Source organism: Acidovorax sp. YS12, from assembly GCA_021496925.1.
Classification (GTDB): Bacteria; Pseudomonadota; Gammaproteobacteria; order Burkholderiales; family Burkholderiaceae_C; genus Paenacidovorax.
Genome location: CP053915.1, coordinates 192,858 through 207,450, shown reverse-complemented (window position 1 = coordinate 207,450; position 14,593 = coordinate 192,858). Strand labels below are relative to the sequence as shown.

Here is a 14,593-nt window from a genome sequence, read left to right as displayed (position 1 = left end):
CATCCCCGTCCGAAGGCTTCTCCGGCTCGCCCGCTGACGCGGGCCAGGTCAACCACCCGACGACAGGCGAGAGCGCCCCTGCCGCACCTTGCGGCGCCGGTCTTGAGGCGTGGCGTGGAAGCTCCATAGCGATACCGGGCGGGTTGTTCGTGAACCGTCCTTCGTGACGTGATGAGCAGGAACCGCCAGCGTTGAGGACGGCACGCATCCGCACAACCTGCCGCAGCAAGCGCCAGCGTGTTCGCCAGCGCCCCGTCCATCGCGGCGGGGCGCTGGCCGGGCCGATCCGGCGGTATTAAGGGGCGCCAAGCTGCGCGCGGCGGGGATAGCCCGCAGGGCTTTCCCCTGGAGGCAAGCGAAGCACGCAGCGCCGCAGGCGCGACGGCGTGAGGGATTGAAGCCGAATGGCCGTGACGACGAAGGCGGCACGGGGCGTAGCCCGAAAGCCCGGCGGCGCACCGCGCCGACACGTCAGGCAGCTCAATTTCTATGGCAAGAAGTCATCGTCAGAGCAATGGCCGAAAACGATTCGAGGTATCTTCCCGAGGGGAAGAAAACAGGAGGAGTTCGAGTTGCCGTTTCCCGTCATGCAATGGGCACAAATTGCCCCCAACTACCATCGAAGCACCATCCTGCTGGGCAATGGCTCGAGTATTGCCGTGTCCCCGAGCTTCAGTTATGGCTCATTGCTGGATTACGCCCAACAGCGCGGCCTGCTCGCAACGGATGTACACCGACTTTTTCATTTCTTCGGGACTTCTGACTTTGAACTAATCCTGCGCTTGGTTTGGCAGGCGTCCAACGTCAACCGAGCGTTGCAGATACCGGACAACAGTACGCGCCAAGCCTACTTGAACGTCAGAGAATGCCTAATTCAGGCTGTTCGTGATGTGCATCCCGAGCATAACCTGGTGAATTCTCAACTACCCAGCATGTACCAGTTTCTCAAGGGGTTCGACACGGTACTGTCGCTGAACTATGACCTGTTGGTTTATTGGACGATGACCTACGGGCTGAATATCGATGATGGCCATGCGTTCAAGGATTGCTTCCAATGGAACGGCGGATTCGACGATAACTGGGGAAGATATCGGGAACGGTACAGGGAGCAAACCAACACCTTGGTGTTCTATCCCCATGGGAGCCTTGCCTTGTGCCGCAATGCCGTGGAGCAGGAATCAAAGATTCACAACGCTGGAGGAGGTTTGCTGGAGGCCATCCTCCAAGAGTGGTGCAGCGAGCGAGTTGTTCCGCTATTCGTCAGTGAGGGGACGATGCAGCAGAAGGTGTCATCGATCCAGAGCAGCTACTACCTCTCAACGGTGTACCGTGAAGTGCTCGCATCGCAACGGGTCGCGCTGACGCTGTATGGCTGGGGCATAAGCGAGCATGATCGGCACCTGCTGAGGCGGATGCGCGGAACCGGTATCCATCGGGTCGCTGTCTCCGTTTTTCGCGGCGATCAGGTCTATTGCAACTACGCGTACCAAGCTCTTCAGGATGATTTGGGGCCAGTGCAAGTGGACTTCTTTGATAGCGAAAGTCCGGGATGTTGGATACACGCCGCCCCAGAGCCTACGCCGGTGGGGTTGGGTCAATTCGGCATCTAGTTCAGGAGGCTTTTTCCTGGTCAGTACGCGAAGGCATCCCACGATGGCGGCTGTGTCTTGATTTGGCTGTTGGCCCTGGACACCGGGCGCGGCCACTGCCGCGCCCGGATTTGCGTTTCACCGCGCCCAGGACGGTACGGCCTGGGCGCGGTGCTGATCGCGGTTATTCCTTCGTCTCGATGAGCCACCACACGGCACGCGGCAAGACGCGGCCCGTGATGGGATGAATGTCGGTGAGGTCGGCGCAGGCCGTCCAGCCCAAGGGCGGACGGTAGCCGCGCACGTCGCCATCGCCGTGCCAGCGGCGGGCGCGTACCGTGCCGGGGGCGTAGATCGCCGCCATGCGCGGGCGGCTGGTGGTGGTGCGGGTCATGGGGGCTTCTCCTTCCAGCGAAGCGCCCCGGTCGAGGCCGGGGCGCTTGCCTTCGGCGCGGGTCAAGCGGCCAGCGCCTCGGCGGGTTCATCGGCCCTTGCTTCGGCATCGTCCGGGGTGTCCTGCTCCGGGCTTTGCTCCTGCGCGGCATCCTGCGGGCCTGCGGCCTTGAAGATGGCAGGCATCCAGCCCTTGCCATCGGCCAGCCGCTCGGCTTCGCTGGCAATGTCGGCCTTCTTCAACTTCGCCAGCCGGGTGACGGATTCCGGTGCGAACGCGCCCACGGCATCCAGAATCACAGCCTTGGGAACGTGCTTGAAATAGCCTTCTGCGGTCGGCTGCCACCATGCGGCCATGTCTAGGCCCACGGCCTGCGCCAATTCCTCACCGGGTTGCTGCACCGTGGCGCGGGGCGTCACCACGTCCACCGTGGAAGCCACGCATACGGCCAGCAGCCGCACCAGCTCATCTTGCGGCTTCGCCAGCAGCGCGGCGAACAGTTCGTCGCTGTCCTCCGGCAAGGCTTCGCCCGCCACCTGTTGCAGTTCGCGCAGTGCTACGGCGGCGGGCGATTCCGGCCAGTCCGGGGCCATGCCTTCCAGCCGGTCTTGCACTTTCAAGCTCACGCCCAGCGGCAGGTCGTGGCCGTAGTGGCTGTCCTGCAAGATGGTCTGCACCATGCCATGCACCACGGCAGCCAGCGCGGCTTGCGGGTGCCGGGCGACTTCGATTTGCAGCGCGGCGGTGCGGTGGGCGCTCAACCGCTGCGCCAGCCGGTCAGACATGGCGGCGATCTTGGGCTGTTCGTCGTCCTCGCCTTCGTCGTCGTTTCCGGCTTCGCCTTCGCCGCCGAAACCCTGCCGCAAGCGTTCCAGCGTGCGCAGCGCCTTGGCTTCGGCCTCACGCATCAGGCCGCGATGAATCACGGTTTCGCCATTGCGGTCGATGGTGACGATAGCCCCGGCTGCGGCCTTCACGTTCGGACTGTAGTCCTGCAAGCCATCTTCCAGCGCCTGCAATTGCTCGCCCACGGCTTCGCCTTCCTCTTGCAGCGCGTCGGCCTTGTCCTCGTCCTTGGCGTCCAGCGCGGCATCCACGGCTTCGGCCAGTTCGTGCAGCTTGGCTTGCAGCTTCTCGATGCGTGCGGCTTCGCGCTTGTTCGGTTCGCGGCGCTCCTTCGGTGCGCGTTGGAAAGCGTGCAGGTCGGAATGGGTCATTCCCGGCGTGGCATCCACCCATGCCCAACCTTCGGCGCGAACATTGGCGGCAATGCCTGCCAGCCGGTCTTGCGCCAGCCGTTCCAGCAACGCGGCATCGGTCAGATACACGCCTGCGTCATCTTCGGCGAACAGGTCACGGCGGATGCCGCCGCCTGCGGCTTCGTAGCTGTCCAGCCCGACGAAGCGCACCAGCGGATGCCGGTAGGCGTCGATTTCCCGTTCGGTCAGGCGTTCGCGCAAGTGCGAGGGGTGGCGCTGCCATTGCGGGGCATCGTAGAACGCGGCTTCCTGCGCAGTGTGATCGTCAGTGATGGCAAGGGCCATCAACTGGTCAAGGCTCACGGCATCGGCGCGATAGTCTGCCATCAGGCGCGGGGAGACATTCGCCAGCTTCAAGCGGCGCTGCACCACCAGCGGCGTGACGGAAAAATCCGCCGCAATGTCCTCGATGGGACGGCCTTCGGCCACCAGCGCGGCGAATGCCTCGAACTGGTCTGCCGGGTGCATGGCCTCGCGCTGCACGTTCTCGGTGAGGCTGGCCGTGCGTGCGGTGCCATCGGCCACCAGCAGGCAAGGCACCTCCCATTCCTTGCTGATGCGGTGCTTCTTCGCCAGCAGCTTCAATGCGGCCAGCCTGCGGCCACCGGCGACCACCTCGTAATGCTCGCCATCGGCGGATGCAATCACGATCAGGTTTTGCAGCAGGCCCACGCGCTGGATGCTCGCGGCCAGTTCGGGGATGGACATGCGCGGGGTCTTGCGCACGTTGCGGCCCGTGGGGCGCAGCACCAGCCGCGACAGCGGAACCAGAATCAGGTTCTTGGTCGGGTCAGCGGCTTCCAGCGCGGGGGCTTGGATGGCGCGGGCTTCGGTTTGGGTGATGGCGTTCATGGTGATAACTCCTTGCGGTTAAGGAATGCAGCAGCAAAAGAAGCGGCAAGGGCTGCTGCCTTCCCCTGCCGCGTGGGGAATCAGGCTTTCAACTGGCGCAGGCCATCGGCCAGCAGCCACAGGGCGCGGTTCAGGCGCACATCGGAATCAATGCCCTGCACGGGGCGGGTACGTTGGCGGCGTCCGTTGGCGCTGCGGCCATGCAATCCGCCTTTGGTCAGGTTCTCCTGCGTGCGGTTGAACACGCTCCACAAGTCCGGGCGGCGGTCGTCGAACCGGCGCGGCATCAGGATTTGCGATTCGGTGACGGGCGCGGGCTTGTCGGGGTCGTCGTACTTGAGCGACAGCGCAGCGCGGGCGAATACTTCGGCCTCGCCTTCGTCCAGCGTGATGCTGCGCATCAGGTCACGGGATTCCTTCACTCGCTCAAAGCCGCTCAACACCTCGAAAGCGCCTTCGATGACGTGCCCGGCCACGTCGCCTTTGTGGGGTACGCGCACATCCGCCACGGTGTCGCCGCACACAAGGCCATTGCTGCACACGAACCGGAACATCCCGGCCAGCATCTGATAGCTGCTGGTGCCGTCGTGCGAGTTCAGCAACACGATTTCATTAGCTTCCGCGCCGTTGATCTGGCTGGCGTGGCGCAGGCGAATCATGTGTTTGGTGTGCTCGCGGCGGCCTTCATCGCGCACGCGGGTCTGCGTCACCATGAAGGGTTGAAACCCCTCCTTGCGAAGCTCGGTCAGCACCGTGGCGGTGGGGATGTAGCTGTACCGCTCGGAACGGCTCTCGTGTGGGGCATCCGCGAAGATGGACGGGGCCACGCGGCGAATCTGGTCATCGGACAGCGGGTAGTCGCTGCGCAGCGACGGGGAACGGGAAGCGAAACGGGATGCGAGTTGCATGGTCTTTCTCCTGACGAAAAGGGTTTGCTGTTCAAACCGCACACCGGATTCCTAGATTCGGAGCCCAGCCTTTTGGCTGTTCGGTGCGGTCGGCACGAGGAACCCGGTTGGCCCTGTTGCCACCGTCTTTCCTGAGTTCATCGCCCGCGACGGTCAGGAGCACGCGAACGGGTGCCGTCAAGGAGGCAAGCGCAGGGTTGGTGCGGCCCGCAGGCGAAGCCGAGGACACGGCCCTGCGCGCCTTGACGGCGCACGGGCGCGGGCTACAGTCGCGGACAAGGTGATGAAGTCAGGGGAGACGGCTGGACATGGCAACGGCCATCCCTCTGTGCCGAACCGCACGGCAAGCGAAGCGCGCAGGCCCGAAGCTGGAAGCCGGGCCGGAGGCGTCAGCCGAGCGGAGCGAGGGAACGATGGAAGCCCATCAGGGGCGAAACCCCGCAGGGGGGTCGATGCGCAGCACGACAGCGCGACCGGCCATCTCCCAGGTGGCCGGGGACGCCCAGCAGTTCGGGCATCGTGGAATTTGTCTTTGGTCGATTTTTCACGGACAATGTGGGCAAGGCCCTGTCCGCCTGAGCTTCGAGCGGCTCAATCAAGACTGCGTTTTGCTTTCCCCCGTATTTCTTGCCACCACCATGCGATATCGCCTGGGCGTAGGCCAAGTAATCGCTCGATTGGTCTGCGCTGAAATCAGGAGAATCGTATGCCCATCGGCATTTCCGACCTTGCCCATTCTGTTCGCAAGAACAGCGCTTCCGTGGCCGCACCTGTACAGCTTGGCCACGCGCAGCAACTCATCGTTGCCGCACTTGGCTACAAGAGCCTTGCCGCCTACCAAGCTGCGCAGGTAGCCGCGCTCGAACCCCAAGATTTGGGCAACGTCCACCACGTTGTACTCGACTACGACCAGCTCGATCAGCGCGCCAGCGAACTTAGCGCCGCCCCCACGCCAAGCCAACTGCACAAGTTGATCGACGCAGCCTTCAAAGAGCGGGCGCCTCGTACACACATTCACGCCTCTCATACGGACTTCGACAACTACTTGCGTGAGCATGTAGATCAGGTGGTCATCGAAGACGATGACGTGAACAGCGAGATGGCCAACGCCAATTACGATGGCATTGATGAGGTTTATTTCGATTTCGAGGTCGAGTCTGAAAACGTCCTCGTTGGCAGCTCTCTGGAAATCGACCTGAACGGCCATGTTGGCTTGGGCATCGACACTGAGCGTCCCTACGCGGGCCACATCGTGAATGTGGAGGGCACTTTGAGCATGGAACGATTGGGCAGCCAGTGCTTTGGGTCAGTGGACTGCCAAGTCACCAAAGCGGAACTCGATACAAATTGGGGGGATGACGACTACGATGGCGAGCCACCGCCGCGCAGCGTATCGCAAGCCTATGCCGAACTGCTGGGCCTCGAACTGCATGAGGTTGGCAATCTCGCCGATGTAGAAGCAATAGAGCTGGACGGAAGTAGCGGTGAAATGGTTTATGGCTACCTCCTCGACTTCACGGACTACGCATCGCCCGAGATAGCGCAGAAGATCTTGCGCCTCCACTCCTCACTGCGTATCGAAGTCGGCCCTGGCTTCTTTGAAGGTGTTCGTAGCGACGACTGGCCTCGCTGACGATGTAGTAAAGCGCATCCCGATACGGGATGCGCTGCTGGGCGACCCGCCCAGGGCCGGGTTAGACAACGATCCGCCCGGCCAGCCGCGCATCGCACGCATAGGCGCTCAACTTCTTCTCGGCACGGAAAGACAGATCGCGCTCAATTGGCAAGCCTAGCCCCCCGCGCACAGTCGCCAACTCGCCCAAGCTGACCCAGCCGATTTCCGGTGCCCCCAAGCCCAGGTCGCAAAGACCAAAGGCGTGGTCGTCGGGATCAATCTCAGTCAGCAGCCAGGTCGCGCCGGCGTCCGGCGTGAACAGCTTGACCACGGGGGCCGGATCAAAGTCCGGGTTTTCCAAAGATTCGCGGCCGTTGGCCAGCAGCACTGCGTGCTGCTTGTCGGTGATGAGTGCGTTGTTCATGGTGAACTCCTGAAGATTGCCGGGCGGAATTGCCCGTCACCTCCAGGTCACGGCGCAGCGCAAGTGGTCAGGGGTCGAAGACGGCCGGAGGCCGCCAGCGTGCTTGCACGCGCAGCCCTTGACGGCGAGAACGCCGTGATACCGTGAAGGGAACAGCAAGACCGCCCACCACCACCACCCACACAGACCTGCCTTCGGCAAGTGCGCAGCACGCGCAGGCCCGCGATGGCCGAAGTCGCGCCGCTGGGCGCAGCAAAAAGGGGGCCGAAGCCCCCAAAGGTCAGAGCAGGCCACACTCGGCGAATGACGTGGTGACTGCACCGCCAACGACGATGTGATCCAGCGTGCGCACGTCCACCAGCGCCAGGGCCTCCTTGAGGCGCTGAGTCAGAACCCTGTCGGCCTGGCTCGGCTCGGGACTCCCGCTCGGATGGTTGTGCGAAAAGACCACCGCTGCCGCGTTGAGCCGCAGGGCCTCCTTCACGACCTCGCGCGGATACACCGATGCTTGGTCGATGGTGCCGCGGAACAGTTCCACGTACTCGATCAGACGATGCTGGCTGTCGAGAAACAGCGCCGCGAAGACCTCATGCCCGAAACTGGCCAGCTTGGTGCGCAGATAGTCCTTGACCAGCGCCGGCGAAGTAAACAGTGTCCCGCGTGGGTTCTTCTGGTCGATGACCTGGCGTGCCGCTGCCAGAATCTGGTCCGCCGACGCCAGCAGATAGCGCCCCTGTGCGTCACGCACCAGTAGCGAAGAATCGAGAGACAGAGAAAGTTGCGACATGATCGTGCTCCGGTTGCTCAGGCGGAATTGCCTGGAACCGGCCCCAGCACGGCGCAGCGCAAGCCGTCACAGGGTCGAAGACGGCCACGGCCGCAAGCGCCGACGGCGCGCAGCCCTTGACGGCGAGAACGCCGTGATACGGTGAAGGGAACAGCAAGACCGCCCACAGCTCACCACCCGCAGATATGACGGTTGGGCAAGCGCAGCGCGCAGGCCCTCAAGGGCCGGAGGCGTCAGGGATCAAAGCCGGATGGCCGCGCCACGGCACGTGGCGCGGGGCACCGCCCGCGAGCCCGACGGCAGAACGCCGGGATGCACGCAAAATTGTCGGCAGATCAGAAGTCGAAAATCCGTGCCAACTTCAATCACCGTCAGTTTTCTTGATCTTCGGGATATGCCGCTTGGGGAATCGGTACCCAGCCCTCACGGGTGATGCCTGCCCCGATGCGTATGTTCTGGCTTTCGGTCGCAGCCCAGTGTCCGCCCCGGTGCAATATGGCACGAATCACCGACTTCCGCGGATGATCCTCATCCGCCTTGGCAGAGCTGCAGATTGCATTCCAAGTATGCTTGTCCGGCATGCTGTCCAAGCGTGGGCCAACCAATTGGTCCAGAATTTCAGTCGAGACATTGTGCCGCCCACCGTGGTGAGGCACCTGAAAATACCGAATGCCCGGTAGCGCAAGCCCGGCGAAAGGCGCGTAGTCAATCACTTCTTGCAGCGCCTCACGCCCAGCATCGCCAGTAAGCATGACACGATGACCGTTCAAGACGGCCGACTGCACCACGCTCATTTCATTTTCACGACTGGTCGGCTCGGGCGGGAAATATTCCTCCCCCCACAAGGACTTGATGTAGGCGGTAGCAGCCTTCACCGCCCGGAATATGCTGCTCAGCGTGCTATCTAGAGCACTTTCTTCAACAGCTTCCGGAGTCTTCGCGGAGTCCACGATCAGGTCCAGGTAGCGTTCCATGGTAGGAGCCATGACCGTGAACGGGCCGATGCTCTGCCCCTGAAGAGGCGCATGGATTGGAATTTTCTTCGCCACCGCAAGATCCTCAAGAATTGCCGTGGCATCGTAGATGGAGCGCAGCTTCCGTCGCAGTGCTTCAACCGATTCATAGGTTTCAAAGCGATCGATCAACTGGTCTGCGTATATCCACGGCCGGTTAATCCATAGATTCTTGACCGTGCATTGCTCCAGGACTTTTCGCAGCCCATTGGCGTGATCGCGATCGGGGTGCGTGAGGATCACATGGTCGATGACTGTGGTTCCATAGAACGTCTTCAGATGCTCGACGATCTGATCCCCTGTATCCAGATACCCACCGTCAACGACGTGCACACCCTCCGTACCATTTACCGAGTAGCGCAGCGTAATCGCATCGCCGCTTTTCGCGGTTTCGACGCCAAGAAAATCGATCTCGAAGTAATCAGCCATACATCATACATCCCTCTTGTTCTATGCCAACAAAGTGCCGGTGGCTTCACACCTACCAGCGATCCACCGCACACGTGAGTCCTGTTGGAGTCCACACCAGCGACACGGCGGGAAGGCCGCCAGCATCCTCTGCGATGCCTCGCAATGTATTTCGGTCTATACCCGAATGTGCGCCGCCTTTCGGGTGACTGTGCCAGGTGCCGATGAAGGCGAGATAGCCCAAAGAAGCAGCGTTTGCGGCACGCAAATTTTGAACAAGCCCATTGGTTCCGAGGATGAAACGGGCCGGCTCTCGCACGCTATCAGGTGGTGCCTCAACAAGGCCCGCAATGGTGATGGTTCTATTTTCAAACGAGATGCGGCCGACCAAGGCGCCGCCTGTTTCCCGTGCTCCCCAGCGCAGCGCATCAGCATGGATCGCTTGCGCGACCGAGTGCAGAATCCGAATGCTCCAGCCACCATCGTCCGCTACGTCGAGTACGGTGGTCGAGCCAAGGCTGGCGCGGCTCCATGCCATGCCGAGACCTTCGGCATCCGAGATCCCGGCGCAGAGCGTCGCCTCCTTGGGAAGCCCATCAACGAGCCAGCGCTCCAGTTGCAGACCAGCCAATGACGCAGAACGCGAAACAAAGGCATCGGACATTGGCATCGTCAGTGAACGGCAGTTGTCGCCCACAAAGATGCGCGTCGGCTCAGACGTATCACCGGCAATCGAGGCACGCAGTTCCGGCAAAAATCTGCAGCACTCGAACAAGAATGCCGTGAGGTCATCAACCCGACCGGACCGACCAGCTCCTTCGAGCAGAACCGCGACACAGCGCCCCTGCCCATACATCACGATCCTTGCCAGCCGCGCAGGGGATTGGTTCAGCGCCGTTGATTTTGTTTCGGCGGCCAACACCCGCAGCGAGGCGGTCGTATCCACGATGAGGGCCGCATCCTGCGGAACGGTCGCAGCAAACTGCGCTGGATCGACCAAGAGAGTCACTGCATCAACGTCGAACGCCCGCGACTGAGGATGCGTCAGCGAATCAAAAGCCGTCTTCATCAACGCAGACTTCCGCGGTGGGACCAGCACCGATGTCCGCTCAATGAGTGCATGTCGCGCCGCGTTGTGAGGCGACATGGATTCGTTATCGACGAAGGTCATTGAGCCGAAACCCGCTCGCCCCAGTTGCAGCGCAATTTTCGATCCCACGCTTCCGCAGCCAAGCACGACCAGGGACTGCGACGTGGCAGCGGATGGAATGCCGGACGTCCTTGCTAGCAATTCGGGAGACAACGCATGCGCGTGAAATGCCGGGTGAACCGTGGCGTTTCGCTCCAAGAGTGATTGAGCGTTGAGTTCATAGTGCACCACGTAGGGCAATACCTCGACACTTCTCCCTGGGGAGCCCACCAGCGACGCTGGCCTTTGTACAGCCAGAATCACAATCGCGTACAAGCCATGCACCCAGCCACGCGAGTCCTGCTGCGTGTCCAGGATCGAGCGCCCGTAGTAGCCGTCTAACCCCTGGGTCAAAGCATCGCGATCGATGCCGAGTTCCCCTGCTCGATCAAGCAACGTCGCGAGATCGACAACCGTCTCTGGTTGATAGTGGCCAACCACATGCGGGTGCCCCCCGGTCATTGGAGCGCGTGCGATGAAGGCCGCAACATGTCCATTCCCCCATTTACCCAGCTTGTCGTTGTGAACGTCTTGGGAAAACACAAGATCGACTTGCGCGGTCAGTTCGGCGTTGACGATGGCGTACAGACCGCCATCAATCGTCACGTAGCCTGCGGGGACTACCAAAATCGTGCCATCAGCGGGAGCAGCGGCAGCAACCTTTTCGGCACTGAATATCACGGTCGAAGGACAACTGTCTCGTCGCGTCGGCTCCCACCCCTGCTCAAGGTCCAGCAACGTCCCGGCTGCGGCCTTGTGCAGCCAAACGATCAACTGATCGACAATGGCGTCCAGACCAAATCGATGCAGCAGCTCGTCCAACGACCCCTCGAACAGGCAAGGCGAGACCAACTCGCCTTCGCGATGGGGATTGATGTGCGGCAAGTTGAGTGGGAAGTCCGCACGCAAAAAAGGCTTGGGGGCGGACATGGGCCAGCTACGGCCGAATACCAGAACACATGTCTCGACCGAGCGCACTCCGGTCTCGGATACGCCATTGCGCCGAGACCTGCTCGGCAGTTGAACAGCAACATCGACTTCAATCTGCGTCGATTCACCACTTTCCCTTGGCTCGCCAACGCGGACAAGGCCTCGATGCCGCTGAAGTTGATGCAATGCGTCCGCAATGGTACCGGTCATGATGCCCCGTGCGGCATGGGAGTGCGCGCGGAGGTGATCACGGCGGCGGCCTTCGATCCGGCTTCCTTCTTCGAGGGAGGCTGCACACCCTGAGCGGTGACGGTGAAAACGAGGGGCTCCACGGTTTTTTCGCTCGGATATTCGCCCGTGCAGTAGAACTCGCCTTTTGCTTCGTCCACGATTGCTACGTACTCACGCTTTGCGCGGATGCAGGGTGGATCGCTGTCGTCGTCTGCGATCGGCTTGCAACTGGCGACGATGACGGCGCCGTCGCGGGTCTGCGAAAGCGCCTTGCGGGCATCGGCATCGAGTTTGGCCTTTTCACGGTAGTCCGACCAACTGTCATAGGACAGCGAATGCCAGGAACAGTGATGCGGTGCCTGCATGATGTCGTACTCAAGCACATCGGCTTCGGCCTTGTGGCGCTGCCACTGGCGGTTCCAGATGAATACCTCGGCATCGCCACCAGTAAGGAACTTCGCGCCATCCGGCGTCTGTGCATCAGCGGCCAATGTGATGTTCAGGATCACGCTGGACTGGTTCTTGGCCAGGCACTCTTGCTCTTCTTCGTCGTCCTGGGCATCCAGGGGTGCCAAAAGAAACGCAGAGAAGAATGCAGAACTCTTGCCATTGATCGTCGAGAAGCGCGTGTCCACCTTCCGCACAATCGAGGTGAGGTCATCGGTTTTTCCATCGATATCCTCGCCCATGATCTGGATGCGGTCGCCGTTCCCGACGACGAAATTCTTGTCGCGGTTCAGTTGTACGCGCCGACGTGCCTCCGTGTTGAATGCCTTGGCGTCGTCGCTCAAGGTGTGCGTCTTGCTGGCGCGTCGAAACACGATCGGGGACGACCACATCTCGCGGATCACGATCTTCTTGTCCTTGTCGTCCTTCTTGTCATCCGAATACTTGTCCAGCGGCCCCAGGTGGAAATGCCGCATCAGGCCTCGGCAATGGTCTTGGTCCGGGTGGCTCAGCAGGAACGCATCGACATAGGGCCTGCCGTTCTCATCCTTCTTCAGTCGATCACGCAGATCCTTGGCGACATCGCGTGCTTCCCCGTCAGGGTCGTCGGCGTCTTGCCGGATGTTTACGTCGATCAGCAGGGTGGTTGCGTCGAGGTCGCCGAACTTGATGAGGGTCATGTCCCCGTTATCGACGGGGAAAAACGTGATGGTGGTGGGCATGGGGGTCTCCGGGTAGACGACCGAAGGATGATCGCGTATAGTTAATGTACGACTATTTTTTACGCCCGTCTACTTTTTAGGCGCTATTGATGCAAGAGTCCCCTGTCACTGCCGCCGAGCCCGCTGAACCCAAGGGATTAAGTTGGGGGCTGGAGAGCAGACTTCAATTCATCGATTTCCGTTTGCGCTGGGAGCGGCGCATCAATCGAATGGATCTCACTGAGCACTTCGGCATCTCTGTTCCCCAGGCTTCACTGGACATTGCCAAGTACACAGAGTTGGCGCCGGGCAATTTGGTCTACGACCGCAGCTCCAGGACCTACACGGCTGCGCCGGGCTTCCAGCCGCTGTATCAACGAAGCTCGGCACAGCGCTATCTGGCAGAGTTGCTTGCAACCAAGATGGGGGTTGTTGAACCGGCTGCCAGCTTCATCGGCTCTGCGCCAGAGAGGGATTGGGCACCTTCCCCTTGGCGCACGATCAATGAGCAGACCGTCGAAGCGGTGGTTCGGGCAATCCGGCAGCGAGAAGCCATTCGGGTGAGCTACCAGTCCATGACGTCCCTGGACGAATCGATTCGCCTGCTGTCACCGCACGCCCTTGGCAACGACGGTTTTCGCTGGCACGTGCGCGCGTTTTGCCACAAGCGCCAGCGCTTCAGCGATTTCGTTCTCGCCCGAATCCTGCGCATCGACGGTTTCGAGCTGAGCCAAGTTGACTTCAGCCAGGATGCGCATTGGCATACTGTGCTGATGCTGGTCCTTGCGCCGCACCCTGATTTACCCCCAGCCAAGAAGCGAGTCTTGGAGCTGGATTACGGCATGGAAGACGGACAGGTCAAACTTCCATGCCGCCAAGCGTTTCTGTACTACACGCTGAGGCGTCTGGGTTTGCATACCAAGGAAGCGCCAGACCCTCTCGCGCAGCAGATCACGCTGAAAAATCGCGATGAAATCCAACCCTATATCGATGCCTTGACGGCACAGGCCTGACTTCACATGACAACCTTTTTTGAGCTGGTCAAGGATCCCTACGAGCGCAAAGCGCGTGTAGTCCCCGGACTTCTTGTGGCCCTACCGGTGCTGGTGCCGCTTCTGTGTGTCTACGGGGCAAAGCATCCCGTGCTTACAGGTGTGATCGGCCTGCTTGGTGGCTGCGGCGCCATCTATGCGCTGGCGAGCGTCGCCCGCGGGCGCGGGAAACAGCTTGAAGAGATGCTGGTTGCAAAGTGGGGCGGCATGCCCACGACCATCGCTCTGCGCCATCGCGACAAGTTTCTCGATGGTGTCAGCAAAGAGCGTTATCACGCGGCGATCACGGCCAAGCTGGGTATCACCATGCCAACAGCAGAAGAAGAGTCAGAGAACCCCGACAAGGCGGACGACATCTACGTTGGCGCCACCAAGCGGCTTCGTGAACTCACGCGCTCCAACAAGCAGCTCTTGCTGAAAGAGAACATTGCCTATGGGTTTCACCGCAATATGCTGGCGATGAAGCCCGTCGGTATCGTGTCGTGCATCCTGGGGATCATCTACGGATTGCTGATTGCGAAGGTTCTGCAGGTAGTCCCACCCCATTTTGACCCAATGCACCTTGCCGATCCGGGGCTTGCCGCAGGCCTGACGTTGCTCATTTCGTTGGCCTTGCTTGCTGCTTGGCTGCTGTACTTCGATCAGGGCGCAGTCAGGCGGATGGGGTTCGTTTATGCGGAACGCCTGTTCGAGTGCTTGCCGTCTTTGTCTTCTTCGGCCCCGAGAAAAAAGCCTGCAAAACCGACTGCGGACTAAGATTCAACGCACTCTGCAGATAGGCATAGGCGCGCAAC

The 14,593-nt window shown here is 61.1% G+C and carries 12 protein-coding genes; 4 read left to right on the top strand and 8 right to left on the bottom strand.

Annotated elements, in window-relative coordinates; genetic code table 11:
* Positions 1-572: 572 nt before the first annotated feature.
* Positions 573-1,610 (top strand): DUF4917 family protein, encoded by a 1,038-nt coding sequence (locus YS110_00990; protein UJB67310.1) that lies wholly within the window; start codon positions 573-575, stop codon positions 1,608-1,610.
* Between the two features lie 163 nt (positions 1,611-1,773).
* Here YS110_00990 and YS110_00985 read toward each other — a convergent pair whose 3' ends face one another.
* The 3 genes from YS110_00985 to YS110_00975 all read right to left on the bottom strand — a co-directional run bounded on the left by YS110_00985 (position 1,774) and on the right by YS110_00975 (position 5,002).
* Positions 1,774-1,983 (bottom strand): hypothetical protein, encoded by a 210-nt coding sequence (locus tag YS110_00985; protein ID UJB63437.1) that lies wholly within the window; start codon positions 1,981-1,983, stop codon positions 1,774-1,776.
* A gap of 62 nt (positions 1,984-2,045) precedes the next feature.
* On the bottom strand, positions 2,046-4,094 hold the full coding sequence (locus YS110_00980; protein UJB63436.1) for a ParB/RepB/Spo0J family partition protein: 2,049 nt from the start codon (positions 4,092-4,094) through the stop codon (positions 2,046-2,048).
* 80 nt (positions 4,095-4,174) lie between these two features.
* The gene (locus tag YS110_00975) at positions 4,175-5,002 is read right to left on the bottom strand and encodes a DUF945 domain-containing protein (protein UJB67309.1); all 828 of its coding nucleotides are present in this window, start codon (positions 5,000-5,002) and stop codon (positions 4,175-4,177) included.
* Positions 5,003-5,708: 706 nt separating this feature from the next.
* Here YS110_00975 and YS110_00970 point away from each other — a divergent pair.
* The gene (locus YS110_00970; GenBank protein ID UJB63435.1) at positions 5,709-6,635 is read left to right on the top strand and encodes a hypothetical protein; all 927 of its coding nucleotides are present in this window, start codon (positions 5,709-5,711) and stop codon (positions 6,633-6,635) included.
* 61 nt (positions 6,636-6,696) lie between these two features.
* Here the strand turns inward: YS110_00970 and YS110_00965 are convergent, their stop codons facing one another.
* The 5 genes from YS110_00965 to YS110_00945 all read right to left on the bottom strand — a co-directional run bounded on the left by YS110_00965 (position 6,697) and on the right by YS110_00945 (position 12,768).
* Positions 6,697-7,041: a DUF2958 domain-containing protein gene (locus YS110_00965; GenBank protein UJB63434.1), complete on the bottom strand. Its 345-nt coding sequence runs from the start codon at positions 7,039-7,041 to the stop codon at positions 6,697-6,699.
* A gap of 280 nt (positions 7,042-7,321) precedes the next feature.
* Positions 7,322-7,828, bottom strand: coding sequence for a DNA repair protein RadC (radC, locus tag YS110_00960; GenBank protein UJB63433.1), 507 nt, complete (start codon positions 7,826-7,828; stop codon positions 7,322-7,324).
* A 371-nt stretch (positions 7,829-8,199) separates the two neighbouring features.
* Entirely contained in the window at positions 8,200-9,270 is a 1,071-nt protein-coding gene (locus YS110_00955; GenBank protein UJB63432.1) for a competence protein ComEC, read from the bottom strand.
* Between the two features lie 52 nt (positions 9,271-9,322).
* Positions 9,323-11,578 carry a Mov34/MPN/PAD-1 family protein gene (locus YS110_00950; GenBank protein ID UJB63431.1) on the bottom strand — a complete coding sequence of 752 codons (2,256 nt, stop codon included), beginning with the start codon at positions 11,576-11,578 and terminating at the stop codon, positions 9,323-9,325.
* Positions 11,575-12,768 carry a metallohydrolase gene (locus YS110_00945; GenBank protein ID UJB63430.1) on the bottom strand — a complete coding sequence of 398 codons (1,194 nt, stop codon included), beginning with the start codon at positions 12,766-12,768 and terminating at the stop codon, positions 11,575-11,577. The genes YS110_00950 and YS110_00945 overlap by 4 nt, the downstream gene beginning before the upstream one ends.
* An 89-nt stretch (positions 12,769-12,857) precedes the next feature.
* On the opposite strand from YS110_00945, the gene YS110_00940 reads away from it, so the two are divergent.
* The gene (locus YS110_00940; protein UJB63429.1) at positions 12,858-13,760 is read left to right on the top strand and encodes a WYL domain-containing protein; all 903 of its coding nucleotides are present in this window, start codon (positions 12,858-12,860) and stop codon (positions 13,758-13,760) included.
* Positions 13,761-13,766: 6 nt separating this feature from the next.
* The gene (locus tag YS110_00935; GenBank protein UJB63428.1) at positions 13,767-14,555 is read left to right on the top strand and encodes a hypothetical protein; all 789 of its coding nucleotides are present in this window, start codon (positions 13,767-13,769) and stop codon (positions 14,553-14,555) included.
* Positions 14,556-14,593: the final 38 nt, after the last annotated feature.